Source organism: Pseudomonas sp. SED1, assembly GCF_034044025.1.
Classification (GTDB): domain Bacteria; phylum Pseudomonadota; class Gammaproteobacteria; order Pseudomonadales; family Pseudomonadaceae; genus Aquipseudomonas.
In genome coordinates this window covers 127,804-151,818 of sequence record NZ_JAXCIS010000023.1, presented here as the reverse complement: position 1 = coordinate 151,818, position 24,015 = coordinate 127,804, and the positions used below count along the sequence as shown (strand labels likewise).

At 57.5% G+C, this 24,015-nt stretch carries 26 protein-coding genes and 1 pseudogene; 11 read left to right on the top strand and 16 right to left on the bottom strand.

The genetic code is table 11. The features are described 5' to 3' along the window. Positions 1–99 precede the first annotated feature (99 nt). The 3 genes from SNL23_RS03690 to SNL23_RS03680 are packed head-to-tail and all read right to left on the bottom strand — an operon-like array spanning position 100 to position 4,165. Positions 100–1,443, bottom strand: coding sequence for a c-type cytochrome (locus SNL23_RS03690; protein WP_318301635.1), 1,344 nt, complete (start codon positions 1,441–1,443; stop codon positions 100–102). Positions 1,444–1,460: 17 nt separating this feature from the next. Then, positions 1,461–3,713, bottom strand: coding sequence for a xanthine dehydrogenase family protein molybdopterin-binding subunit (locus tag SNL23_RS03685; protein WP_318301634.1), 2,253 nt, complete (start codon positions 3,711–3,713; stop codon positions 1,461–1,463). Next, positions 3,713–4,165, bottom strand: coding sequence for a (2Fe-2S)-binding protein (locus tag SNL23_RS03680; RefSeq protein ID WP_167662456.1), 453 nt, complete (start codon positions 4,163–4,165; stop codon positions 3,713–3,715). Before SNL23_RS03680 ends, SNL23_RS03685 begins: the two co-directional genes overlap by 1 nt. A gap of 342 nt (positions 4,166–4,507) precedes the next feature. Between SNL23_RS03680 and SNL23_RS03675 the strand changes: the two genes are divergently transcribed. From SNL23_RS03675 to SNL23_RS03660, 4 genes are all read left to right on the top strand, one after another. After that, the gene (locus SNL23_RS03675; RefSeq protein ID WP_318301633.1) at positions 4,508–5,071 is read left to right on the top strand and encodes an NADAR family protein; all 564 of its coding nucleotides are present in this window, start codon (positions 4,508–4,510) and stop codon (positions 5,069–5,071) included. A gap of 424 nt (positions 5,072–5,495) precedes the next feature. Then, positions 5,496–6,095, top strand: a complete 600-nt coding sequence (locus tag SNL23_RS03670) for a hypothetical protein (protein WP_017478760.1) — start codon at positions 5,496–5,498, stop codon at positions 6,093–6,095. Between the two features lie 65 nt (positions 6,096–6,160). Continuing rightward, a complete protein-coding gene (locus tag SNL23_RS03665) occupies positions 6,161–6,682 on the top strand; it encodes a DUF2846 domain-containing protein (protein WP_318301632.1) in 522 nt (173 codons plus the stop codon). A 184-nt stretch (positions 6,683–6,866) separates the two neighbouring features. Then, on the top strand, positions 6,867–7,331 hold the full coding sequence (locus tag SNL23_RS03660) for a GNAT family N-acetyltransferase (RefSeq protein WP_318301631.1): 465 nt from the start codon (positions 6,867–6,869) through the stop codon (positions 7,329–7,331). Positions 7,332–7,470: 139 nt separating this feature from the next. On the opposite strand, the gene SNL23_RS03655 is transcribed toward SNL23_RS03660, so the two are convergent. The 4 genes from SNL23_RS03655 to SNL23_RS03640 form a co-directional block, all read right to left on the bottom strand. Beyond that, positions 7,471–8,415, bottom strand: a complete 945-nt coding sequence (locus SNL23_RS03655; protein ID WP_318301630.1) for a DMT family transporter — start codon at positions 8,413–8,415, stop codon at positions 7,471–7,473. Positions 8,416–8,687: 272 nt separating this feature from the next. After that, on the bottom strand, positions 8,688–9,233 hold the full coding sequence (locus tag SNL23_RS03650; protein WP_318301629.1) for a histidine phosphatase family protein: 546 nt from the start codon (positions 9,231–9,233) through the stop codon (positions 8,688–8,690). 14 nt (positions 9,234–9,247) lie between these two features. Next, positions 9,248–10,243 carry a nucleotidyltransferase domain-containing protein gene (locus tag SNL23_RS03645; RefSeq protein ID WP_318301628.1) on the bottom strand — a complete coding sequence of 332 codons (996 nt, stop codon included), beginning with the start codon at positions 10,241–10,243 and terminating at the stop codon, positions 9,248–9,250. Continuing rightward, positions 10,233–11,306 (bottom strand): HD domain-containing protein, encoded by a 1,074-nt coding sequence (locus SNL23_RS03640; RefSeq protein WP_318301627.1) that lies wholly within the window; start codon positions 11,304–11,306, stop codon positions 10,233–10,235. The genes SNL23_RS03645 and SNL23_RS03640 overlap by 11 nt, the downstream gene beginning before the upstream one ends. Before the next feature lie 554 nt (positions 11,307–11,860). Here SNL23_RS03640 and SNL23_RS03635 point away from each other — a divergent pair. Next, on the top strand, positions 11,861–12,094 hold the full coding sequence (locus SNL23_RS03635) for a hypothetical protein (RefSeq protein ID WP_318301626.1): 234 nt from the start codon (positions 11,861–11,863) through the stop codon (positions 12,092–12,094). 122 nt (positions 12,095–12,216) lie between these two features. On the opposite strand, the gene SNL23_RS03630 is transcribed toward SNL23_RS03635, so the two are convergent. The 3 genes from SNL23_RS03630 to SNL23_RS03620 all read right to left on the bottom strand — a co-directional run bounded on the left by SNL23_RS03630 (position 12,217) and on the right by SNL23_RS03620 (position 13,550). Next, positions 12,217–12,453, bottom strand: coding sequence for a hypothetical protein (locus SNL23_RS03630; protein WP_318301625.1), 237 nt, complete (start codon positions 12,451–12,453; stop codon positions 12,217–12,219). A 171-nt stretch (positions 12,454–12,624) separates the two neighbouring features. Beyond that, entirely contained in the window at positions 12,625–12,957 is a 333-nt protein-coding gene (locus tag SNL23_RS03625; protein ID WP_318301624.1) for a DUF6124 family protein, read from the bottom strand. Between the two features lie 320 nt (positions 12,958–13,277). Then, on the bottom strand, positions 13,278–13,550 hold the full coding sequence (locus tag SNL23_RS03620; protein ID WP_318301623.1) for a DUF3630 family protein: 273 nt from the start codon (positions 13,548–13,550) through the stop codon (positions 13,278–13,280). Positions 13,551–13,681: 131 nt separating this feature from the next. On the opposite strand from SNL23_RS03620, the gene SNL23_RS03615 reads away from it, so the two are divergent. The 3 genes from SNL23_RS03615 (at position 13,682) to SNL23_RS03605 (ending at position 16,241) form a co-directional block, all read left to right on the top strand. Further along, positions 13,682–14,383, top strand: coding sequence for a hypothetical protein (locus SNL23_RS03615; RefSeq protein WP_318301622.1), 702 nt, complete (start codon positions 13,682–13,684; stop codon positions 14,381–14,383). A gap of 377 nt (positions 14,384–14,760) precedes the next feature. Next, the gene (gene tspO / locus SNL23_RS03610) at positions 14,761–15,201 is read left to right on the top strand and encodes a tryptophan-rich sensory protein TspO (protein ID WP_063034020.1); all 441 of its coding nucleotides are present in this window, start codon (positions 14,761–14,763) and stop codon (positions 15,199–15,201) included. 146 nt (positions 15,202–15,347) lie between these two features. Further along, positions 15,348–16,241: an alpha/beta hydrolase fold domain-containing protein gene (locus tag SNL23_RS03605; protein WP_318301639.1), complete on the top strand. Its 894-nt coding sequence runs from the start codon at positions 15,348–15,350 to the stop codon at positions 16,239–16,241. Here SNL23_RS03605 and SNL23_RS03600 read toward each other — a convergent pair. Further along, the gene (locus tag SNL23_RS03600) at positions 16,238–16,774 is read right to left on the bottom strand and encodes a hypothetical protein (RefSeq protein WP_167662446.1); all 537 of its coding nucleotides are present in this window, start codon (positions 16,772–16,774) and stop codon (positions 16,238–16,240) included. The two genes, SNL23_RS03605 and SNL23_RS03600, sit on opposite strands and share 4 nt — an antisense overlap. A gap of 144 nt (positions 16,775–16,918) precedes the next feature. Between SNL23_RS03600 and SNL23_RS03595 the strand changes: the two genes are divergently transcribed. Further along, positions 16,919–17,266, top strand: a complete 348-nt coding sequence (locus SNL23_RS03595) for a c-type cytochrome (protein ID WP_412104151.1) — start codon at positions 16,919–16,921, stop codon at positions 17,264–17,266. Between the two features lie 116 nt (positions 17,267–17,382). Here SNL23_RS03595 and SNL23_RS03590 read toward each other — a convergent pair whose 3' ends face one another. From SNL23_RS03590 to SNL23_RS03575, 4 genes are all read right to left on the bottom strand, one after another. Then, the gene (locus tag SNL23_RS03590; protein ID WP_318301621.1) at positions 17,383–17,721 is read right to left on the bottom strand and encodes a hypothetical protein; all 339 of its coding nucleotides are present in this window, start codon (positions 17,719–17,721) and stop codon (positions 17,383–17,385) included. Next, complete coding sequence (locus SNL23_RS03585) at positions 17,694–18,347, bottom strand: hypothetical protein (protein ID WP_318301620.1); 654 nt, start codon at positions 18,345–18,347, stop codon at positions 17,694–17,696. The genes SNL23_RS03590 and SNL23_RS03585 overlap by 28 nt, the downstream gene beginning before the upstream one ends. Positions 18,348–18,423: 76 nt before the next feature. Further along, complete coding sequence (locus SNL23_RS03580) at positions 18,424–19,635, bottom strand: YeeE/YedE family protein (protein ID WP_318301619.1); 1,212 nt, start codon at positions 19,633–19,635, stop codon at positions 18,424–18,426. Between the two features lie 97 nt (positions 19,636–19,732). Then, complete coding sequence (locus tag SNL23_RS03575) at positions 19,733–20,389, bottom strand: O-methyltransferase (protein WP_318301618.1); 657 nt, start codon at positions 20,387–20,389, stop codon at positions 19,733–19,735. Between the two features lie 129 nt (positions 20,390–20,518). Here SNL23_RS03575 and SNL23_RS03570 point away from each other — a divergent pair. Next, a pseudogene (locus SNL23_RS03570) lies at positions 20,519–21,157 on the top strand (TetR family transcriptional regulator). A gap of 34 nt (positions 21,158–21,191) precedes the next feature. On the opposite strand, the gene SNL23_RS03565 reads toward SNL23_RS03570, so the two are convergent. Continuing rightward, the gene (locus SNL23_RS03565) at positions 21,192–22,583 is read right to left on the bottom strand and encodes an aldehyde dehydrogenase family protein (RefSeq protein WP_318301617.1); all 1,392 of its coding nucleotides are present in this window, start codon (positions 22,581–22,583) and stop codon (positions 21,192–21,194) included. Between the two features lie 104 nt (positions 22,584–22,687). Here SNL23_RS03565 and ptrR point away from each other — a divergent pair, with 104 nt between their 5' ends. Beyond that, a complete protein-coding gene (gene ptrR / locus SNL23_RS03560; protein WP_076016088.1) occupies positions 22,688–23,563 on the top strand; it encodes a putrescine utilization regulator PtrR in 876 nt (291 codons plus the stop codon). The last annotated feature ends 452 nt before the right edge of the window (positions 23,564–24,015 follow it).

Here is a 24,015-nt window from a genome sequence, read left to right as displayed (position 1 = left end):
GACCCACCGCTTTCGCGAGCAAGCCCGCTCCCACATAAAGCAGCTCCTACACAAAGCGTCTCTCTCACAAGGCGCTTATCTCACAAGGCGCCTTTCCCCTCAGCGCATCTGCAGAATGATCGGGCTACTGCTCGCCGGGCCCGTGTGCTCACGCAACTTGCCCACCGCCTTCGCATCCACCGCACCGCCCTGATTGCCCCAGGTACCGCGCACAAACGTCAGCACCTCGGCAATCTCCTGATCCGACAACTGCTCCCTGAACGCCGGCATGCGATAAGCATCCGCCACATTCGCCGCCACCACCCGCTGCGAGCCATTCAAGGTGATATTGATCGCCGAAGCATTCTCCTTGGCCAACGCCGAAGTCGCACCCGCCAGCGGCGGCATCCAGTCCGGTTGCCCTTTACCTTCCAACCCGTGGCACGACGCACAACGGGTCACATAGGTATGGGCGCCCGGTGCATCCAGGCGTTCCGCAGCCGACACTGCCTGATACTGCCAGGCCTTACCATCACGCTGCTCGTCCCCCGGCAACGACCTGAGATACCGCGCAATCGCCGCCAGGTCATCGTCGGTCATGAACTGCGTGGAGTTGTTGAACGCCTCGGTCATCGAGCCATAAACCACCGCATGTTTATTGCGACCGGTCTTCAGGAATTGCACCACTTCCGGCTCACTCCAGCGCCCCAGGCCCGTGTTGTGATCGTCCCGCAGGCTCGGTGCGTACCAGCCATCCAACAAGCCACCGGCCAGATACGGTTTACCGCTCTCATCCAGCGCCTTCTCGTTAAAGGCCAAACCCCGTGGCGTGTGGCAACTGCCGCAATGCCCCGGCCCCTGCACGATGTAGGCGCCGCGGTTCCACAGTTCATCCTTCCCAGCCTTCGCTACGTAGGGCTTGCTGTCGGTAAACACGCCATTCCACAGCGCGATTGGCCAACGCATATTCAATGGCCACGGGATCGAACTCTCGATATTCGCCTGCCGCACCGGCGCCACGCCCTTCATGAAGAACGCATACAACGCGCGCACATCCTCGTCGCTGAGCTTGGCATAGGACGGATACGGCATCGCCGGATACAGCCGACGCCCACCCGGCGCGACACCCTGGCGCACCGCGCGGTCGAAGTCGGCGAGGCTGTAGCGGCCAATACCCGTTTCCGGGTCCGGCGTGACGTTAGTGGCATGGATCGCCCCCAGCGGCGTGGCCATTTCCAGCCCACCAGCAAAAGGCGCGCCGTTGGGCACGCTGTGGCACGCCACACAATCGCTGAGCCGAGCGACATACTCGCCTCGGGCGATCAGCGCCGGGTCTGCGGCGACAGGCTCGGCGCCCAGCGGCGAAACCGGCTCACGGGTGACATACCAGGCCAACAGGCCTGCCGCGACCAGGCACGGCAGCGCCAGCCAGCCAACGGTTCTTGCGAATCGACGGTTGTTCATAAGTGCTCAGGCCCCGGTCAGGTGAAGGAGTAGCGGCTTAACGGCATGCTGCGAATGCGCTGCCCCGTCAAGGTCGCCACGGCGTTGGCCACGGCGGGTGCCACGGCTGGCAGCGGCGGTTCGCCAATGCCACCCATTTTTTCCCCGCTCTCGATCACGCGCACATGCACCCGCGCCATCCGCGAAGGCGGCAGCACCGGATACAAATCGTAGTTACGCGCCCGAGGCAAGCCGTCCACATACACCGCCTCTTCCAACAGCACCTGGGACAAGCCCAGCGACACTGCCCCATGCACCTGCGCCTCGACAATCGCCGGGTTGACGATGCTGCCCGGGTCGATCGCCTGCCAGATGTCATGCACCTTGACCTGCCCGTTCTCGATCGACACCTCGGCGATCACCGCCGTCTGCGTGCCGAACGGCGACGCCATTGCCACCCCACGGGCGCGCTTGCTGCCGTCTTCGGCGGTAAACGGACCACGTTTCCAGCCCCCCGACAACTCGCCCACCGCCTTCAGCAGCGTGGTCAGCCGCTGGTTATCCCGCAACAGATGCAGGCGCAACTCGAACGGGTCTTTACCGCCCTTGTCAGCCAGTTCATCCAGAAAGGCTTCATAGAAAAAGTCATTCAGCGAGTTACCCACCGAGCGCCAGTAACCCAGCATCACCGGGCCCTTCACATAAATCTGCGCGATGCGCTTGTTGGGAATCGCATACGACTTCCCGGACAACCCCTCCAGCGCCGTCGGGTCGAGCTTCTCGCCCTGTTTACCGGCCAGAGCCTCGGTCGGCCCCTCCGTGGCACTCACCGCTTCAATCGCCACCGGCCAGCCATCACTGTCCAGCGCCCCACGGAAATTCACCGCCGCGACAGGGCGCAGCACATCCCGCAGAAACTCTTCTTCACGGCTCCAGATCAACTTCACCGGGCGCCCAACCGCCTTGGCCAACTCAATGGCCTGTGGGTAAGGGCTGGCGGAGTCATACAGAAAGTGCCGGCCGAAAAACCCACCCAACAGCGGCGAATGCAGGTTAATCCTCGACGGGTCGAGACCGGTGCGCTTGGCGATATCGGCCAGGAACATATCCTGCGCCTGATTCGGCAACCAGATCTCCAGCGAACCATCAGGATTGAAACGCGCCAGCGCCGAAGGCGGCTCCAACTGCGCATGGTGCAGATACTGATTGTGGTAAGTGGCCTCGATCTTGGTCTTGGCATTGGCCAGCGTGCCGGCCACATCACCCTCGTTTTCATCATCCCGGGCCGGGCCGGTTTCTGCGGCCAGGCGCTTGAAATGCTCGTCGCTGGAAAAGTCCTTCGGCATCCCGCGCACTTTCGAATCCGCCGTCGGCTCCAGCCAATCGACCTGAATCGACTCCACCGCACGCTTGGCATGCCACCAACGCTCAGCCACCACCGCCACCGCACCCGGCAGGCGATGCACCGAATGCACCCCCGGCATGGCCTTGACCTGGTCCTCATTGCGCAGGCTACCCACCGTCATGCCCAACCGGGGCGCATGCTGCACCGCCGCGTGGAGCATGCCGTCGACCTTCATATCAATGCTGTACAGCGCCTTGCCGGTGGACTTGTCATACGCATCCAGACGCTTCACCGGCTTGCCGATCCAACGGAACTGGCTCGGATCCCGCAGCTTCACGCTGGCCACGTCCGGCACCGGCAGGTCCATCGCCCGCCCGGCCAACTCGCCATACGTAAGGGAACGCCCGGACGCCGCGTGCACCACCTTGCCCGGCTCGGTCGACAACTCACCCACCGGCACCTTCAGCGCCTGTGCCCCGGCCTCCAGCAACATCGCCCGGGCCAACGCACCCAGCCGGCGCATCGTCGGGTAACTCATGCGCACCGACATACTGCCGCCGGTGATCCGCATGCCGTTCTCCATCACCACAAAGGCTTCACCGGGCGGGGCGCACTCAACCAGGAACGTGGCCGGGTCGGCGTCCAACTCCTCGCCGACAATCTGCGCCATCGCCGTGAACGTGCCCTGGCCGCCTTCGATAAAAGGGCTGAGCAAGCGAATCGTGTTGTCCGGACGAATCTCCAGGAACGCCGGCACCTGCGTACCGCGCTCACCAGCCGCCGCCGCAGTGGCCGCCTGCACCCGGCCAGAACCCAACGGCAGACCAAAACCAATCACCAACGCACCCACGGCCGTACTGGCCAGGAAACGACGGCGGGACAGGTTCACCGGGTCATTCAACGCCGCGACCAAAGGCAGGGCAGCGGGATCAATGCGAACGTTCATCAGGCGTCTCCCTTCGCAAGGTCATGCACCGCCGCATGAATCGCGTTATAGGTGCCGCAGCGGCAGAGATTAACCATCGCCGCGTCGATCTGCGCGTCGGTCGGCTTCGGCGTTTGCTTGAGCAGCGCCGTCGCCGCCATCACCTGGCCGGACTGGCAGTAACCGCACTGAGCGACCTGATACTCGACCCAGGTCGCCACCACCCGCTTACCGACATCATCGGACTCGATCGCCTCGATGGTCGTGATCTCCCGACCGACCACCCCGGAGACCGGCGTGACGCAGGAACGGACCACATTGCCGTCCACAAGCACAGAGCACGCACCACACTGCGCCAGACCGCAGCCATATTTGGTACCGGTCATGCCCAGGTTGTCGCGGATGACCCAGAGCAGAGGCGTGTCGGGTTCTGCATCGACTTGGTGGGTCTGCTGGTTAATTCGTAATTCCATGGCTCACCCGCTGATCATCGGTTGGTGTTGCATTTTTTTAGTATTTTTGGGCGGTGAAGTGGGGCTTCGCCGCAGGGCATCGTTGGCCCGTTATGGTTCACGCGCGCGTGGTTTGAGTAGTTTAGCGGGCGTTTGGATTGACTCTAGACCGTAGGTCAGGGGGGCGCTATGCGGAGGGTGAAAGGTCGGAGGATTAGGCAAGTATTCGACAGGAATGCGATAGGGGAGGCGGGAGTATGGGCGTAAGCGTCAATCGGTGGACGTTCGATCTACGAAGCTTCGTGGTTGCCTTGGTCAGCACAGTAGCTGTAATTTCGTTCTTCAGTTAGCGAGGATATTTCATTGAACGACTCTGAACATTTGGAAGAACTGTGCGCCCGTTTCAACTCCGGGGAACAGCTGAGTTTTACGTTTTTCTGGGGGCACCAACGCAGCAAAACGGCCGTCACCGCTTCGTGCTTCAGCCAATGGTTCGAGGCTGGGTTCATTGTCGAGGGGCAACATTACCCTACAGCCGAACACTTCATGATGGCCGAGAAAGCGGCCTTGTTCGACGATCAGGAAATTCGTGCGCAGGTGCTCCGCGCTCCTACACCTAATGCCGCCAAAGCACTTGGCCGCAACGTGCGCGGATTCAATGACAAGGTTTGGCTGCAACACCGATACGACATCGTCGTTCGAGCGAACCAGGCCAAGTTCTCTCAGCATCCACCGTTGAACGAATACCTTCTACAAACCGGTTCGCGGGTTATTGTCGAAGCCAGCCCGGTTGATAACATCTGGGGGATAGGGCTCGCACAGGACAACGCGGATGTGAACAATCCGAATCTGTGGAAGGGTTTGAATCTGCTGGGGTTTGCGCTGATGCAGGTGCGGGACGGGACAAGTCTGCCAAACCCAAGGTAGTGCCCTGAGCTTACTCAAGGAAAACGCACAAGCCCTGGTATACGCCAGGGCTTATTGCATGCGGCCTTATCGAAGACAGCGCGTTAATCAACAGAAGCTGAGTCGCCCGAGTTTTCGTCGATGCGTTCGAGCGGCGGCTTTTGGCCGAAAGCAATCACCGCTTTAGTCGTCCCCGCCAAGCTTCTCGACGCCATATGCGGCGAGTCATCGGGCTAGTGAGTTGCAGGGTTAGTACTTAGCCAGGGCAGGGCGCTTTGCGGTCGAGGAGCCTGGCGTTGATTGGTCAAGAGTGGGTTGTTATCAAGGTGCTGGTAGCTGGACAATAGGTCCGGACGAGCCGGCAACCATGGACCAAGTGTGCGTACTTTTGGTTCGCTCGGCTGGGATCTACGAACTGCAAGATTACTGATCGGAAAAAAGACCAATGCTAGGGAAAGTCAGCAAAAAATATCTCGTCTGGGGCGCGGTTGCACTCTGCGCGACCCTTCTGTCCGGGTGCGCGACGTCGCGCTACGACGGCAAGCACGCACCGGACCCGAGTAAGGCGATCATCGTGGGTTCGATTGGTGAGAGCTATCTGATGCAGCCGCATGGGCTGGTGGTTGAGATCAGGCAAAAGGGAGGGCCAGGCACCGTACTGCGGCTGACGACGTTGGGCAATGAAGATGACCAGCCGTCACCAAATATACTGGGCCATTTCTTCATGTATGAAGTGCCGCCTGGTGAGTATGAGTACACGCAGTGGAGTTACGTGTATTACGCGGGAAGATCCATGCCGCGCCCTGTGCCTGCGGTGTTCTCGGTGAAGGCCGGGGAAACCCTCTATATCGGCGATCTGCGCGCCGATGCCCTGCGCTTCTGCCTGTCCAACGTGAATAACGCCGAGAACACTGTGGAGGAGCTGAAGCGCAAGTACCGGATGCTCAAGGACCGGAACATCGTGAATTTGACGGCAAAGAGCGGTTTTGCGCCTTGGCCGAGTTCTGATGCCACTGACTTCGGTAAAGGGCTCTGCACGCTCTGAATCCGGTACCGGTGACAGTCACCGATACCGCCGCCCATTGATCCAAGTTCAAGGAGTTCCATGCCATGAAGCGCTGCACGCTACTCTGGGCCAGCCTGTTCGCGGCCCTGGCCCCACTGACCGGCTGCATCAGCGGTCCGGACCTGACAGGCCAACCATTCTTTACGTCACCGGCAGAACCCCGTCCAGACCAGGCCACGGTGTACTTCTATCGCACGTCGGCCAGCATCGGTAAAGGGGTCGCCCCGACCATTCTGGTCGATGGCCGCGCCATCGGCAGCTTGCCCTCCGGTAGTTTTTTCAAAGCCGGCATTCCCGCCGGCAAGCACAGCGTCGCCTCCACCTCGCCACCTATCATCAGCGGTATGGTTAACAAACGTTTCGATATCACCGTCGAGAATGGAAAGGTGTATTACATCGCAGACCAACTCAGCACGTCTGTCTACAAGGACGGACAGACCTTGGGCGAAGTAGATGAGGGTCGTTTCGGTGGAACAATGTTTTACTCGCGCTACGCGCTTGTACCTGCCGAGGAAGCGCTGCGTTCTATCAAGTGGTGCCAGGAGCTGCCGGCAACCGCACCGTAGCCATGCGTAACCCATGCTCCGGCCAGCCTCGTTCCAAGCCTGCCGTGGCAAAATAGATTGTTGAGGGAAAATCCGACCAGCCCTACGGGGCTGCATTGGAGAGCGTGACCACGATAGAAAATCGTGAGACGTGATCCGATCTTCCTATACTGGCCATCCCAGCATGCCAGGCGAAGCGCAACCTATGCCCATCGAACCCAATCAAAACTCCCCAGTGGCGCTAGTCCGCGCTCAACAAAGCGACTTGGACGACCTTGTTGCCCTTCGAATTGAGGCCATGCGCGAAAGTCTGGAGCGCGTCGGGCGATTTGATCCGGTACGGGCGCGCGAGCGATTTGTTAGCGGTTTTGAAGTCCACAGCATACATCACATTGAGGTGTCTGGGGAGAGGGTTGGCTTTGTAGTGGTCAAGCATCACCCCAATGAACTCGTGCTCGACCACTTATACGTGAGGCCGAGCGCGCAAGGATCAGGGATCGGCTCTGCTGTGCTCACTCAGATTTTCAAAGAGGCAGATGCGGCGGCACTCCCGATTAAAGTAGGTGCCCTCAAAGAAAGCGCCTCGAATCGTTTTTACACCCGCCATGGTTTCCAGTTCGTCGAAAGCAGTGAGTTCGACAATTATTATGTCCGTCTGAATCTACGGTGAGCGGCCCAACGTGTTAGTGGGTTGACGGGATGCAGGAATTCCGCTTATCAGCGCCTCTAAGCGCTAGCCTGAAACCAGCAAATAAAGGGGACGGTTTCATTAAAAATGGATCCGTCCCTTTTTCATTCCATCTCTCGACTTACGCGACCTGGGCCTTGGCGGAAGGCCGGGCAGACTTGCGATAAGTCAGCAACACAATCCCCGTCACCACAATAACCCCGCCCACCACCTGGCCGGCGCTGAGCATCTGGTCGAGCACGATCCAGCCCATCAACAACGTCGCCAGCGGCTCAATGTTCATCACCGGCGCATTACGCGGCATATCCAGGCGCGGCACCGAAATGAACAGCACGATAAACCCCGTGCCATACAGCACCACCAACGTGGCCAATGCCAACCAACCGGTACTGGTGGCCGGCAGGTTCAGGCCATCGACAAGCGCACCGCTCAAGCCCGCGAGGTTGACGCTGCTGAACACGATAAAAATCGTCAGCAGACTGCGCACTGAACCGCGCACCTGAGACAGCTTGTGGTCGGTGATCCACAGCGCACAGGCGAATACGAAGGCGGCACAAAAGGCCAGGGAGACGCCGACCAGCCATTCCGGGCCGAGGGTGGTGTTGGTGGAGAGGCGGCCGGGTACGTCCAGCACAAAGACCAGGCCCACCAGAATCAGGCCCATCAGCAAGGCCGTGCGTGCGGTGGGGCGTGGGCCGCCGAGTGCCCAGGTGAGCAGGGCCAGCAGGATGGGGAAGACGTTGGCGACCAATAAGGCCAGCGCTACCGGGACGCGGGCGACGGCGGAGTAGAGGCAGAGGCTTTGGGTGGCGATGAGCAGGCCCAAGAGGACTTGCCAGCGCCATGCGCCTGGAGGGAGGCGGAGGTTTTGGCGTTGGTATAGGACCAGTATCGCCAGAACTAACAGGGTGCCGCCGGAGCGCATGAGGATTGCCAGCAGGACTCCGGCGCCGTCGTCGAAGGCTACGCGAGCAGCGATGTGGTTGCCAGCGAAGGCGCAGCCCATGCAGAGCAGGATTAGGACGGCGATTTGGCGGGGGAATTGGGTGGGGGCAGGGGGAGTCATGGTGGGGGCTCGGGGAGTTGGCGCCAGGGGGGAGGTTGTCGTACAACTTGAAGGTGGAGGTTGTAGCGTGTTTGGTTCGCGAGGGCAAGGGACGTTTTTTGGGTGGGACGGAGGGTATTGAAGGAGCGCTAGTGATAGTTTTTGTGCATATTCGTAGAGAGGAGAGATGAGGGTTGTTGCACAGGTAGTGTATCGAAAGTTTTATGAGCTATTTTAGGAGTGGTACAAAGTGCCTGATATACGTTTATAAAAAATGGCACGATTAACTAGATCTAAAATGCACTTTCCTCTATTTGGGTTATGATTTCAGATGTGGGTGTTTTTAGTTTTACTATTTGACAGTTTTTGATGTTTGTTGATGGTGGTACTGTTAGGTATCCCAGTTCTTCGATTAAGCACCGAAATACAGCTGAGTGAGAGACTATCAGAATATTTTCATGTTTGTTGATGGAGTTTATACTGCTAATTATACGTCTCTTAAAGAGATCTTTGTTTTCTACGCTGGAGTAAAAGTTAATATTGGCTCTGGCGTTTAGGCTCTTGTAAGTTCCCTCAAGCTCTCCAAAGCAGCGCTCTTGTATTCCCGGGAGAATTGAGATTTCAGGCGTAATACTCTGCTGCTTTGCTATGATTTGTGCGGTTTCATAAGCTCGAATCAGAGGGCTGCTATAGATTTTTTTTAAATGGATTTTGGACAGTTCTATAGCAGCATTCTTCGCCTGCGCGCGGCCGTCATCATTAAGCGGAGTGTCAATGCTCCCCATCCATAAATTATTGATATTGTAATCCGTTTGTCCGTGTCGAATATACAATATCAAGACGTATCTCCTGTTTAAAATATTAAAGCATTATGAATTGGGTGTGGCGGATTGGTGTTGTCTGGATACTGCAATTTCAGCCAACTATCGAGGACTTTAGAGAACTCCTTGCTTTTTTCTCTCATTTCTAAAAATAGAGGGCATTCGGCGCGGTTGTTTTTTGTTATTTTTTCTAACGTTTCTCTGTTTTTTGGGCATTCTATTGTTTGCAAGAAATCTTGGTATATTCCAAGGATTTCAGGTGTGTATGCGTTGTCGATTCCGATATCTTGGACTCGCTCTAACACTGTCTTGTCTAGAATGTTTGCGAGTAGCTCGTTTTTTTCTGTTTGAGCAGAAAGTGCTGTTTCAGCTATCGAGATTACACCGCCAAAATATAATAGTTTTCGTGAAAAGCGGAGCTTTACATTTCTTAGTCCCCAGGACTTGCTGCTCTCCGTTACTTTAAATTCAAAGTCGGTTGTAATTGTTCGGTAGTATCTAATTATATCGTTGAGTAGGAACCGAGAAATTTGTCTTTCAGGGTCGCCTGCTTTGATATATTTATTCAAAAGGTCAGTTCTATATGCTTTGAAGCGCTCTTCACCATATAGCCATTTCCCTTCAAGTAAAAACAACATTCTTCTAGTCAGAAGTATGTTGAAATCTTTGTCTCCACCTATGTTTTGTAACATTTCATTGAAGTTTACTACTACATCAGAGCCAAATGTTCCAGTGTCTCCAGCAGGTTTTTTGATATAGCGCTCAACTATTGCTCGTATTAAAGTCCGCTCAGTCTGTAAGCTATCTTCAGATTTATCAGAGTCGAAAAAAATAAATAAGTCTAAGTCTGATTCTTTTGAAGCCTCACCCCTTCCGAAGGAGCCAGTTGTTACGATGGTTAGTCTATCTTTAAACGGACTTTCTGCTAGCGCTTTCTGTAAATCGCTCCTCATTGACTCCATAATAGCTTGGGAGTGTTTATATGCTTTATCTATAGATTGAAAGCCTGAGAATCGGTCAGTGGTCATTTTTAATTCCATTTAAATTTATTATTTGTTGTTTGTCTTCGTCTTCGGTTTCTTGTGCAAAAACTTTCACTTTACTTTCTTTTTTGCAGCTGTATCTGCTGCTGTCTTCTTTGTCGGGCAATATGGAGTATGTTCTTTTGGTGAAGCTTATTTTTGAATTTGAAATACAGCTTGGAATTACTTTGCTTTTTAAAATTTCATTTAGTTGGATGAATAATGACTTGTGCTTTTGCTGCCAGCTTTTTTCACTTTTGTACAGATCTCCTTCCTCTAGAGGGATGGAAGACTCCATGAAAAATATCTCACTTGTTTTATCTGAGATAATACCAATTTCATCGTTTATTAATCCAGAGTACACTCTTTCTTTCATAATCCAAAAAGCATCTAGGGTGCGGTGGTCTTTTTTTGGAGTGTCAATAAAGGATGCGTGTGCAATAGCTAGCTTTGAGTGAGTTGAAGAAAATCCAGTAAAGTATGTGTGTGAGCGTGTTATTCCGTCGATGGTGTCGATATTTATGGGGCTGTAAAAAAGGTCTCCACCATCTTCTTTGGATGCGTTCATGTTCAAAAGTTTGTGAATAAAACCCAGGTCGCAATATTTTTTGAGTATTAGGCTGAGATCTTTGCCAAGCCTTTGTTTTCCATCAATTATTTGCTCGCCAGCTTCATGGTGACCATAGCCTATCGTTTCTTTTATTAAAGGCTCAGCACTATGTGATAATGGGGCGTGGCCTATATCGTGCAAAAGGGCCGCGATTACTAGTTGCCTTTTTAAATCGGGAGAATAATTGCGCTTTTCTGCAACGTAAGCTGCGAGTGCTGCTACATGAAGTGAGTGCTCTGCACGACTTCGACTTTGTTTAGAGATTTTTTCAGTTCCTGGATATGTATAGTCTAGCGCGCCAAGAAAAGATATATCGTATAATCTTTTAAAAGGTTTGGACTGAATGATGAGTGACATGATCTCGTCACTAACTATTGTGTTAATCCAGTAGTTAATGGTGTCAGGATCATCTATGGCCGATGGCCACATTGCGATATTGTCAGAAAATTTATAATTCATTCTTGAGACATCAAAGATTGCAATGAGGGGGCGTCATGATTTACCTCAAGCCAAAATTCCATAAGAGTATATATCCTGATTCCTACCATGCATCTTGCGCTAAAGGGGTTGCTATATTAATTAATAGGCTCGCAAAACTTTCTATAGCATTGCAATTGCCTATCATTTTTTCACAACTCCGCAATCCTAAATGATCTGGATTATCAGTCCCTGACGAAGCTCTTGTCAAAAAAATGTCTAGCGTGCTTCTGGTATCTGACGGGCGGCCTTTCCGGCGCTGGGATGTCGGTCCCGAGCGTCGTCCTCGATAGGAGTTGCAATCAGTTTTGCACGCGATTTCTAGTCGGGCCAAAATTGTAAAAGGCTTTGTCTATCCCCAAGAGATGTGAAACTCGCAAACCTCTTTCGGTCGAAAGGCTCCTTTAATTCCCATACCGGTCTACCATGCTCACCCCGGCAGTGGTTCCACGCGCTACCGACCTCAATCTCAAGGTATCGCCCATGACCTCGTTCACCCGCACCACCCCATCCCGCACCTCATGCGAGGCATCCCAGTGAGCATCGACCAAATCAGCCTCCCCAAAGGCGTAGGCCCTCAAGCCCTCAAACTCCTCGACGCCATCACCGGTGCTGACACCAAAGATGACCTGAACCGCGCAGGTGGCAAAGCAGAAGGTTTTGTATTGGGGCTGGAAAGCGCTAAAGCTATCAAAAGCCAAATTGCCGAGTCGCTATACGTTGCATACGACGACGCGGCGAGTAATCGGTTGGGTGAGTTGAAGGGCTAATCCCGCAGGGCCGCGTTGGGCGCTACGCCCGAGGTGTTCGCGGTCCATCAATTTGCCAATCAGCTATACGCTCGATTCGCTCAGCGGGTGAATGGCCTATGCCACGTCGCAGTCTTTATAGATCAACGACCTTTGTGGTTTTGCCATTCACTCCAGCAATTCTCCGCAATCAGATCGGGATAGCCGCGTTCCCTTTCCATATCGAGCGCCACGCTGAATGGCAGGGTGATACAAACCGCCTGGTCTCGAATATCACAGACCTCAGCCTCGGTAAGAGGTGAGCCCTTTCTGTCTTCAGCGGCGGTGAGAACGGCTACGAGGGCTGGTACAAATACTAGGCACAGCGGATCAGCGTCCATGAATCACCTGTTGGGTTTCGACTCGGCCCATTACAACGAACCAGGCGGGGTTCAGCAATGGTTGAATGCACCGCGCACCTCTCGCCGAGTCGCTGTATATGGCATACGACGACGCGGCGAGTAATCGGTTGGGTGAGTTGAAGGGCTAGCGCCGCAGGACCGCGTTGGGCGCTACGCCCGAGGTGTTTCGCGGTCCATCAGTTTGCCGATCAGCAGTACGCTCAATTCGCTCAGCTGGTGTATGGCCAATGCCACGTCGCGGTCTTTGCCGGTCAGTTCGTCGGACAGGTCGAGCAGCAGGGCGCTGACGGAGGAAACGGTTTCGTAGCTGTTGGCGATCAGGATTTCGCTGCTGATGCCGGAGGTGACGCTGAAGAGGGCGGTTGTCTCTGGGACTGTCTTGGCATCAGTGCCGGGATTGAGGTAGTGATCAATGGCGCGCTGGGCAGCCTGGTGGAGTTTTAGGTCAGGCTTGTTTGGCGGATTCGGCGTTATCTTGAACATATAAGTATTCCTGAGTCGGGCCGCCACCTCGTCGCTACTAAACGATAGGGTGGCAGCTGTGCGCAGGTTAGTAGACCGGTGAATACTTAAAGCCGGCGCGCCCGAGGGCGCCCTACGCACAGCCACCATCAAGCACAGACAGGACGTCTGGAAGATGAGGTTCATGCACGTAAGTATTCAAAGCAGGGCTACTAAACCCGATCACTGAGTTTTCAGCGACCGAGCAACCTTAGAGATGACCACCCAGGTGCACAAGCCGGCGGATTCTGACGCAAGCGTAGGCAAAGGAGCAAGGTGCTACGGCTTACGCAAAGTCTCCTTTATCCCGCAAATGGAAGCACCAGCCGGTACGCCCTCAACCCCAAATCACTCAACCCCTCCAGGCTCTCGCCCTGGCCAGGCATGAGCAGGCTGATCCCCAAATAATGCTCCAGGTGCAGGGTGAGGGTCTGGCCATCGACGCACAAATCCCAATAGCGCTGATCCAGCCCGTCGGCCTTCATGGTCCATTCACCTTTTAAAACGTGCTCCAGCGTTTCGGCGATGGTCGCGAACAATTGCCAGTCGGACGTTTCCGAAATCTGTATTTCCATAAGGGATCATCGATAGGGTGAAAGGGCGTGTTTCGCCGTGAGGTGATTGTCGTAGAATGTGACAGAACCTGCGCAGCTTTCAAAGGAATGAACCCCTGGCAAGCCACGCGCCACCGCACGGAAGCCTGTTGATGAAAATCTCCCACTGGATTGCCCTGTTCCTGGGCTGCCTGTTACCGCAACTGTGCACGGCCAACACCCCGCACATCGACCCGCACGCCGAGAGCCTCTATCAGCAGGCTGTGCCGTACCTGCAACAAGCAAACACCAAGCTGGAAGCGGTGCCTGCGAACTTTCCCACCGCCAGCGCAGACGAGAAAAAGCGTACCCAAGTGCTGGTGGAGGAGGCGGGCGAGTTGCTCAAGCCGGCGATCAAGCTGCTTGAACAAGCTGCCGCGCTGGACCACCCGGTGGCCCAGCATCGCCTCGCGATGATCTACGTGATGTTCTACCCGGTCGACGAGATCAAGGAAAAGGCCTGCCCGTTGCTCCAAAGCAGCTTCCTACAAGGCTTTGCACCACCAGCGCTGCAGCTTTCATCCTTTTGCTTTGAATTTACGGACACGCCTGAATTCCAGACAACGCTGAAGGCCATTGCGACCAGCGCGCCCGCGTATGAGCAATATTTCCCGCAGCCTGCGGTGAAGCTTGAATGCAGGGCCGAGATGCCTCAGGGCATGGCGTTGCAGTGGGGCAGCAGTCGGGATTATCAGGCTGAAATGTACCGGCTGCTGGGGGACAGTAACCGTGCGCAGCGTACGGAGTATTACCAGCAGGCGATCGCGATCAATGATTGCTACAAGGCGAAAAAGCGCCTGGGGTTAAGTCAGTAACCGGGCGCATATGAATGACTATTTGAGACGCTTGCTGCGTTAAATTCACTCGCAACATTCCACGCGATGACCGTTATGAAAGCTCCGAGAATGACCAAGGCACACGCGCTTCAACGAGCTCAACAGCTGGTGGCGCTAGGCTGGACTGTTAAACATGAGTTCGTGGCTGACGGAGAAATATACGAGTGGTATCTGGAGTGGGAACACGCTGAAGACCCGCCGTTGGAAGATAAGGATAAAGCGGGCCGATAGCCGTTCTGTGCCGAGGGCGCAGAGGAAAGAAAAATACACTTTTTGCTGCGCGGGGCGTCCAACCCTGAAACCGCCGTCAAGGCTTTCATCTCCAGGCAGCTGCTCTCAGCTAAGGACCGATTATGGTGACGTTGTTTATTTTTCTTCTGGCCTGCGGTGCTGCTGCGAGCACCGGCATCATCTTCAAACCGGGCGACTGGTACGCCACCCTGGTCAAACCCAGCTTCACGCCACCCAACTGGCTGTTCCCGGTCGCCTGGACCATCATCTACCTGCTGCTGGCTTGGGCCGGCTACCGCTTGACCCTGATCCCCGGCAGCGAAATCGTGCTGGCGCTATGGGCCGCGCAGATCGCCCTCAACACCTTGTGGACCCCGGTGTTCTTCGGCGCCCACCGCATTCTCGCCGGGATGGTGATCATCACGCTGCTGTGGCTGGTGGTCGCCGCCATGGTGTTGCTGACCGTGCGGCTGGATTTGATCACCGGGCTCATTCTGTTCCCGTACCTGGTGTGGCTGAGCGTTGCGGCAGCGTTGAATTTCTCCATCCTGCGCAATAACCGCTGAGCCTGGCGACGTGGGGAGAGGGCGGAAACATCATTGCCATGATGCCCACGCACACTGGCCAAGGTGAACATCTCTTTTAGAGATAGAGGGAATACAGATTGGGAACTCATACGCTGTGGCCTGCTGAAGAACACGAACTGGCGCAAATGCAGCGCTTCAACCAAAGGCTCGCGTGGTTGCCGCGTTTTCGCATCCGCAACCGCGTGACGCCCCGGGTGATCCAGGCGCTGTTGCGCTCCGGCCAGATGGTGGCCGGCAACAAGTTGCTCAAGCATGGCCTTCAGGCAGAAAGCCGCCGGGTGGGCTCGGTGCCGCTGCGCATCATCCGGCCGAAGGGCAAGGCTAAGGGCGTGGTACTGGATATCCATGGCGGCGGCTGGGTGATCGGCAATGCGCAGATGAATGACGACCTCAACGTGGCCATGGTCAACGCGTGCGACGTGGCGGTGGTGTCGGTGGATTACCGGCTGGCGGTGAACACGCCGGTGGAAGGGATTCTGGAAGACTGCCTGGCTGCGGCGCGTTGGTTGCTCGCGGACTGTGAGGAGTTTGCCGGCCTGCCGGTGATCGTCGTCGGCGAGTCTGCCGGAGGGCATCTGGCGGCGGCGACGTTGCTGGCGCTGAAGCAATGGCCCGAGTTGCTGGCGCGGGTGAGCGGGACGGTGCTGTATTACGGCGTCTACGATTTGACCGGCACACCGAGCGTGCGCACGGCGAAGCGGGAAACGCTGTTGCTGGATGGGCCGGGCATGGTGGAGGCGCTGCGCTTGCTGACGCCGGGCTTGAGTGATGAGCAGCGTCGGCAGCCGTCGTTGTCCCCGTTATATGGCGACCTTGCGGGGCTGCCGCCGGCGCTGATGTTTGTGGGGGATCTGGACCCGCTGCTGGATGACACGCTGCAGATGGCTGAGCGGTGGGCGGGGTCTGAGGTGTTTTTGTTACCGCAGGCGGCTCATGGGTTTATTCATTTTCCGACGGCGATGTCGGGCAGGGTGCTGGCTTACAGCCGCGAGTGGATCACGGCTCGAGTCGAGGCTTAGAGGGGGGACACCGAGGGGCACACCTTTGCCTGGTCGCTTTTAACCTGCTTGTGGCTGACTTCGCCTGTGGCTCCATTCTTGACGACCTTATAAATGGCGACAGTGCACATCTCTGAGGTTGCCTCATAGTCGGTACCGGCTTCCGGCACAAAGGAAACGCTGTAGAAGCACTGATGCCTTCTGGTAGTGCCTGAGTACACCACCGTCAGCGGTGTGTCCGGTTGGACATACACTTCGGCGCTGTTTTTTAAAGCCTCGCCACCCGGAATTCCCAAGCGTTTGTCATTGTGGGTTTGATCATTCAGCGGGGCTGAGCTCCTTGAATTGACCGCGCCGGCCCCCGGCAAATCCCAGTTGACGCAGCGGGTATCGGGTATCAACCGGACTACCTGGTCAGTGATCACTCGAAGTCTGCTGGTGGTCGGGGTTTGCGGTTCTTGATACGCAGTGGTGAATGACTTGAGGCTGTCCAGGGTAGAGCACCCGGAAAATAGTGGCAGTGATAAAAGGGCCAGGAATCTAAAGGCTTTCAATCGACTCGCTCCCTGCTGAGTGTTTATTGGTTTCTCTTGGCGATCCTTGCAAGCAAGTGCGGCCAGAAGGAAAATCATCCGGTTTATATAACAAGGTCACAGGGAACAGTGAAAACAAAAATACTATTCATCGCTTCGTTGGGGATGTTATCGCTCGTTCAAACATCACTGTCCTTCGCGGAAAATGTGAACGGCAAAAATATCTACGTGCAGCGATGTGGCATGTGCCATGGAGCCGATATCAAGGGCTCAGGGCCCTTGGCCAACAAAAGCAATCCGCCTACGCCTGACCTTACAACAGCCGCTTTCAAGAAACGCATGAATGATTATCCGGGCGTTATCGTGTCGTCCGTCATTCTTCGTCCAAATGGCGACCTGATTCCCAGAACGTTGCGGGAGAACGGTGTAAAGCTGTCGCCGTTCACCTGGAAAGTTCAGGACTTTCGCGACTTGAATCAGTACATGAGTGGTGTGATTTCAAAAAGCCGATGATGCTGCTCGTTCCCACGCTCCGCGTGGGAATGCATACCGTGACGCTCCGCGTCACCCAGTGCGGGACGCAGAGCGTCCCCGGCGGCATTCCTTTGCTGCGCGTGGGAACGATCAAATCACCACAGCAACGCTTCAACTTCTTCGTATCTCGAAGCCACTCTGAGGAAAGCTTCCCCCCAGCCGCTGCTAAGGCTGACTTCTTGCAGCGGCCCAGTTGGCGCAAACAGCAGACTCACACTCATCTTTTCGGGTAACGCACCTGCGTTGAGCCTGTTGATCATGCCGAGTAACTCTCCTTTTGCCTGGACTGCGTCGTCCCACCTCGACCAACAGAAGTCATTGTCTGGAAGCGAAATCAGCTCAATAGCGGCTTCCAGCACAAGGATGAGGCCGTCAGCCGGGAAGTCATGATCTATCCCTTCATGAATCAATTTCCGCGCACGTTCCAATTCCATTGGGTGGTTTCCTTCTGGTTGGATGGACGCGGGAGCGACGCGATCATCTGGTCAAAGGCGCTCAACGCATAGCGCCCATCGAGGTTTTCAACCGCTGGAATGCCTGCCGGAAAATCGAATCGCACTCTGCCTGGCAGTGCCTTATCGAGGGCTGCGTACCAGGTCAAAAGGGCGGTTTGCAGGCGCACGTGCAGCTCGAACTTTCCCCGGCGGCGGGTCGAATCTGCCTGAGCGCGTTGCCGCGCCAGCGCTGGGTCGATCCGGCCAACGATGTAGCCGTCGGCAAAGCCGATTCGCTCTTGTGCGATCGTTTCTCTGGTGGCCGCCAAATCCAATAGCCAGTCCTGCTCGCTCGCCTCGCCGATCTGCCACAAGCTCCAAATGTAGTGAAGCTTGAGTGGGTCGCTGTCGCACAGCGCCCACGAAGACGTTTCTTCCATGGCGAGTGCTGCCTGCCAACGATCTACGTTTCGCTCTGCCCAGAAAGCTGCCGCGCCGAGCGGGTCTTTCAGGCGATCCGGTTCGCCCTCGAAGCGTCCGTTTTCAGCGATGACATGCCGCCCACCGTGCTTTGCGCTCCACGTGGTTTTCCCGCAGGCGCTGATGCCCTCGACCACCAAAATCATTGCCCTGGCTCCTTGTTCTCCTAGTAATCGGCTGCGGTTATGTGATCGTTCCCACGCGGAGCGTGGGAACGATCAATTAGCAACCACTCAACGCTACTTGCGGACGCTCACCTGCAAAGAAGAACGGCCGCAACCGTACGCCCACGCTGTTGCCGATAAACGCCGCCACCAACCACACCCAACCATGCAGGCTGCCCGACGCAATCCCGCTGAAGTACGCGCCGATATTACAGCCGTACGCCAGTCGCGAGCCGTAACCCAACAGCAGGCCACCGATCACCGCGGCGAACAGCGAGCGTGCCGGAATCTTCAGGCTTGGGGCAAAGCGCCCGGCCAGGCCCGCAGCCAACAGCGCACCAAGGATGATGCCGATGTCCATCACGCTGGTAATGTCTTCCCACACCGGCGCTGCCAGGGCTTTGGCATTGCCCGGCATTTGCCAGAACACCCAGCTGCCCACGTCCACGCCCAACCCGCTGGCGACCTTGGCGCCCCACAGCGCGAACGCCGAAGTGATGCCCCACGGCCGCCCGGCCAGTGCCAGGGTGGCGTAGTTGAGCAGGGCCAAGCCAATTGCGCCCCACACCAATGGCCATGGCCCGCGCAGGAAGCGGCGCAGGCCTTGGTGTTCACTGGTGATGCCGGCTTCAAGTTGCCCGTGACGGCCTTTTTCCAGGCGCACGGTGACTGCTGCGATGATGCCGAATACGGCCAGGCTCAGCAGCAACGCAGGCACGACGCCGAAGCTTTTGACGATGGAAACCGCCGGGAACGAAGGAAGGGCAAACCACCAGTCGACGTGGTGGGTGGCGATCAACGAACCGCAGATAAAGAAGAACAAGGTCACCAGCATGCGCGCGTTACCGCCGCCCACGGTGAACAGGGTGCCGGACGCACAGCCGCCGCCCAGTTGCATGCCGATGCCGAAGATAAATGCCCCGAACACCACCGACACCCCGGCCGGCGCCACCAGCCCGACCACGGGTTGGCCGAACAAGGTGCCGGCTCCCAGCGCGGGGAAGAACAGCACCACGGCAATCGCCAGCATCACCATCTGCGCACGCAAGCCCGCGCCGCGCCGATCGGTGATGAACACCCGCCAGGCCGAGGTGAAGCCGAAAGCGGCGTGGTACAGCGTCAGGCCCAGTGCGGCGCCGACCACCAGCAACAGCACTTGGCGCGAGCCGACGCTGTTTTGCAGGAAGGCGGCGCCCAGCAGCAGGATGACAAACGCCAGCAGGGGCGCGAGCGGCTTGCGCGCAGGGGTTGTAGAGAGGGAAAGGCTCATCGGGTATCTCGGTTCGTAGGCCGTGGGTTAAAGGCGAGGGTCCGAGTATAAACCTCGCACCCTTCCACTGGCGTCTCGAATCCTCCAATGAGGGGTATTAGCCGAGGCGAACTGACAGCTCGACGTCATCGCCGATCGGCACCGACAGGTAGCCATTTGCCGGAGAGCGCACCCGGGCCAGGTAGTCGGGGCAGTAGTTGGTGTTGTCGGCGATGATCAACGCGCCGGGCTTGAGGCGGCTTTCCACCAGGTTCAGTACATCGCCATACAAGGCTTTGGCGCCGTCGAGCAGCAGCAGGTCGATGGTGTCGGGCAGGCCGCTGGCCAGGGTGACCAGGGCATCACCTTGGCGGATCTCCACGAGGTCGCTCACGCCGCCTTGCTCCAGATGTTGCCGCGCGAGGGCGATCTTCGTGGGCTCGAACTCGCTGCTGATCAGCGCGCCGCCGCCGTTGTCCCGCAGGGCGGCTGCCAGGTGCAGGGTGGACAAGCCGAACGAGGTGCCGAACTCGACAATAGCCCGCGCTTTGGTGCTGCGGGCCAGCATGTAGAGCAGGGTGCCGGTGTCGCGGGAGACCGGTAGCCACAGGTCTTTCAGCATCCCGTAGAGTTCCAGGTAGTCGGTTTTGCTGCGCATCAGGCGATCACGTTCTTCAGGTGTCACGGTGTTGAGGACGGGGCTGGTGGCGGCATTGGCCTGTGTGTACAGCCGTTCAATCAGGGCCGCCATCGGGGCCGAGGTAAGCGTATTCATGGGGATGTCCTGTTGCTGGTTGAGCGCCGTGAGGCGCCGGGCTAGTATGCGAATGATTCGTCGCATTTAAAGTATGCGAACAATTCGTCACATTCGCTATTCGCATTCGAACCGCCGCAGGAACGCCCCATGACCGACCGCCAGACCTCGCAGATTTCCTCACGCAAAGAGCCCAAACAGGCTCGATCCACCGAGTTGGTGTCGGCCATTCTCGAAGCGGCTATTCAGGTTTTGGCCAAGGAAGGCGCCAGCCGTTTCACCACTGCCCGGGTCGCGGAGAAGGCGGGCGTGAGTGTGGGTTCGGTGTACCAATACTTCCCCAACAAGGCGGCCATTCTGTTCCGGCTGCAGACCGATTAATGGCAGCAAACCTCGCAAATGCTCAGCCGGATTCTGGAGGACGTGAGCCAACCGCCTCTTGAGCGGCTGCGCACGCTGGTGCATGCGTTTATTCGGTCGGAGTGTGAGGAGGCGCAGATGCGGGTCGCCTTGAGCGACGCGGCACCGCTTTATCGAGATGCGCCCGAAGCCCATGAGGTTCGGGCGGGAGGGCAACAGATCTTTCAGACGTTCATGCTTGAACTGCTGCCGCAAGTTCCTGAGGCGACCCGCGACCTGGCGTGCGACTTGATCGTCACCACCTTCAGTTCGGTGGGCAAGGAATTCTCGGGAAGCCCGCGCACCGAAGCGCAAATTACTGCCTACGCGGACGCGATGGCGGATATGTTCGGTGCGTATGTGACGGTGCTTAACCAGGCAGCACGATGACCCGCAGGGGGGGCCATCGTTTGCAGCGCTTGCCTTAGCGGCGGTTCAGCCACACGGTCTGCGCATTGCAGAATTCCCGCACACCAAAGTGCGACAACTCCCGCCCGAAACCACTCTTCTTCACACCCCCAAACGAGACCCGAGGGTCGGACACGCTGTAGGCGTTGATGAAGATCCCGCCGGTTTCCAGCTGGTTGGCGATGTAGCGCGCCTTTTCCGGGTCGGTGGTGAACACGCTGGCGGTCAGGCCGAATTCACTGTCGTTGGCCAGGGCCACGGCGTGCTCTGCATCCCGGGCGGTGATGATGGAGGCGACCGGCCCGAACAGTTCCTGTTTGAACGAGGTCATCTGGTCGGTGACGTTGGCCAGCACGGTGGGTGCGTAGAAGTTGCCTGCGCCTTCGACTTTATGGCCGCCCAGCAGCAAGGTGGCGCCTTCAGCCAGGGTGGCCTGGACCTGGCCGTCGAGTTCGTCCCGCAGGTCGAAGCGGGCCATCGGGCCGATGTAGGTTTCGCTGGCGGTCGGGTCGCCCATCACCAGGTTGCGGCTGGCTTCGAGGAATTTGGCGGTGAAGGCTTCTACCACGCCGTCCTCGATGATCAGGCGCTTGGCAGCGGCGCACACCTGGCCGGAGTTCTGGAAGCGGCCGATCAGCGCGGCTTGCACGGCTTCGTCGAGGTTGGCGTCGTTGAGCACGATGAACGGATCGGAGCCGCCCAGCTCCAGCACGCATTTCTTCAGCGCGGCACCGGCCTGGGAGCCGATGGCCATGCCGGCGCGCACGCTGCCGGTGAGGGTGACGGCGGCGATGCGTGGGTCGGCGATGGCCTTGGACACGCCGTCTTGGGTGACGTTGATCACTTCGAACAGGCCATCGGCGAAGCCGGCGCGTTGGAAGGCTTGTTTCATCAGGTAGGCGCTGCCCATCACGTTAGGCGCGTGTTTGAGCACGTAGGTGTTGCCGCTGAGCATGGTCGGCACGGCGCCGCGCAGCACTTGCCACACCGGGAAGTTCCACGGCATCACGGCGAGGATCGGGCCCAGCGGGCGGTATTCGATCTGGGCGGTGCCGTTGTCCACCAGGGTGGCTTCCGGTGCGAGCATGGCCGGGCCGTGGGCGGCGTACCACTCGGCCAACTGGGCGCATTTCTCGATTTCGCCACGGGCCTGGGCGATGGGTTTGCCCATTTCCAGGGTGATCATCTGGGCCATTTCTTCGGCCTGATCACGCAGGGTGCTGGCCAGGGCCAGCAGCAACTCGGCGCGCTGGGCGACGGGGGTAGTGCGGCCGTTGCGGAAGGCGTTGATCGAACGGGTGAGGGCGGCATCCAGCTGCGCCTCGGTTTCGTACGGGTAGCTGGCGACCGTTTCACCGTTGGCGGGGTTGATCGACAAGGCGTGGGTCTGGGAAGAAATGGGGTTCATGGCACCGTCCTGCGCAGTGAATGGGATGGAGGTCAGCGTACGGGGCTGTATCTTTTTCGGAAACTGAATAATATTAAGCAATACGTTCACGTTTGGAGAATGACTTGGATCTGGTCCAGCTGGAAATTTTCAAAGCCGTTGCCGAGCAAGGCAGCATCAGCGCCGCCGCGCAGTTGATCCATCGGGTGCCGTCGAACCTGACCACACGGATCAAGCAGTTGGAGCAGGACCTGGGCGTGGATTTGTTTATTCGCGAGAAGAGCCGATTGCGGTTGTCGCCAGCCGGGTGGAATTTCCTCGGGTATGCCCGGCGGATTCTTGACCTGGTGCAGGAAGCCCGGGCGACGGTGGCGGGGGAGGAGCCTCAGGGCGCGTTTGCCCTGGGTTCGCTGGAGAGCACGGCGGCGGTGCGCATCCCGGCATTGCTGGCGGCATATAACCAGAAGCACGCCAAGGTTGAGCTGGACCTGACCACCGGGCCGTCCGGGACGATGATCGAGGGCGTGTTGTCGGGGCGGTTGGCGGCGGCGTTTGTTGATGGGCCGGTGCTGCACGCGACGCTGGAAGGCGTGGCGGTGTTTGAGGAGGAAATGGTGGTGATTGCGCCGCTGCACCACGCGCCGATCACCCGGGGGCAGGATGTGAGCGGGGAGAGCATCTACACGTTTCGCTCGAACTGTTCGTACCGGCACCACTTTGAGCGCTGGTTTTCACAGGATGGCGCGGTGCCGGGGAAGATCTTCGAGATGGAGTCTTATCACGGAATGCTGGCTTGCGTGAGCGCTGGTGCGGGGTTGGCGTTGATGCCGCGGAGCATGCTGGAGAGCATGCCCGGGTTTAAAACGGTGAGTGTGTGGCCGTTGGCCGATACGTTCCGGATTCTGAATACCTGGCTGATCTGGCGCCGGGGTACGGTGTCACAGAGTTTGAACAGCTTTGTGCGGTTGCTGGAAGAGCGCGGCCTGGCCCTGACGCCGTAGCAGCTGTCGAGCGTTAGGGAGGCTGCGATGAGGTCGGCACAGGCGATATTGAGGGTGCCTGACCCACCGCAATCGCGGCCTCGCTAAAGCTCGACGGCTCCCACATTTGGTCTTTGTCAGTCGCCAAATTGCAGGGTGCCCATGGCCAGTTTGGCGATCAGGGCGCCAGCGCCCGGTTGCATCAGTCACACAGGTTTTCTGTGGGAGCTGTCGAGCTTTAGCGAGGCTGCGATGAGGTCGGCACAGTCGATATTGATGGTGCCTGACCCACCGCTATCGCGGCCTCGCTAAGGCTCGACGGCTCCCACATTTGGCCTTGGTCGGCCGCCAAATTGTAGGGTGCCCCATGGCCAATTTAGCGATCAGGGCGCCGGTACCCAGTTGCATCAGTCACACAGGTCCCCTGTGGGAGCTGTCGAGCTTTAGCGAGGCTGCGATGACGTCGGCACAGT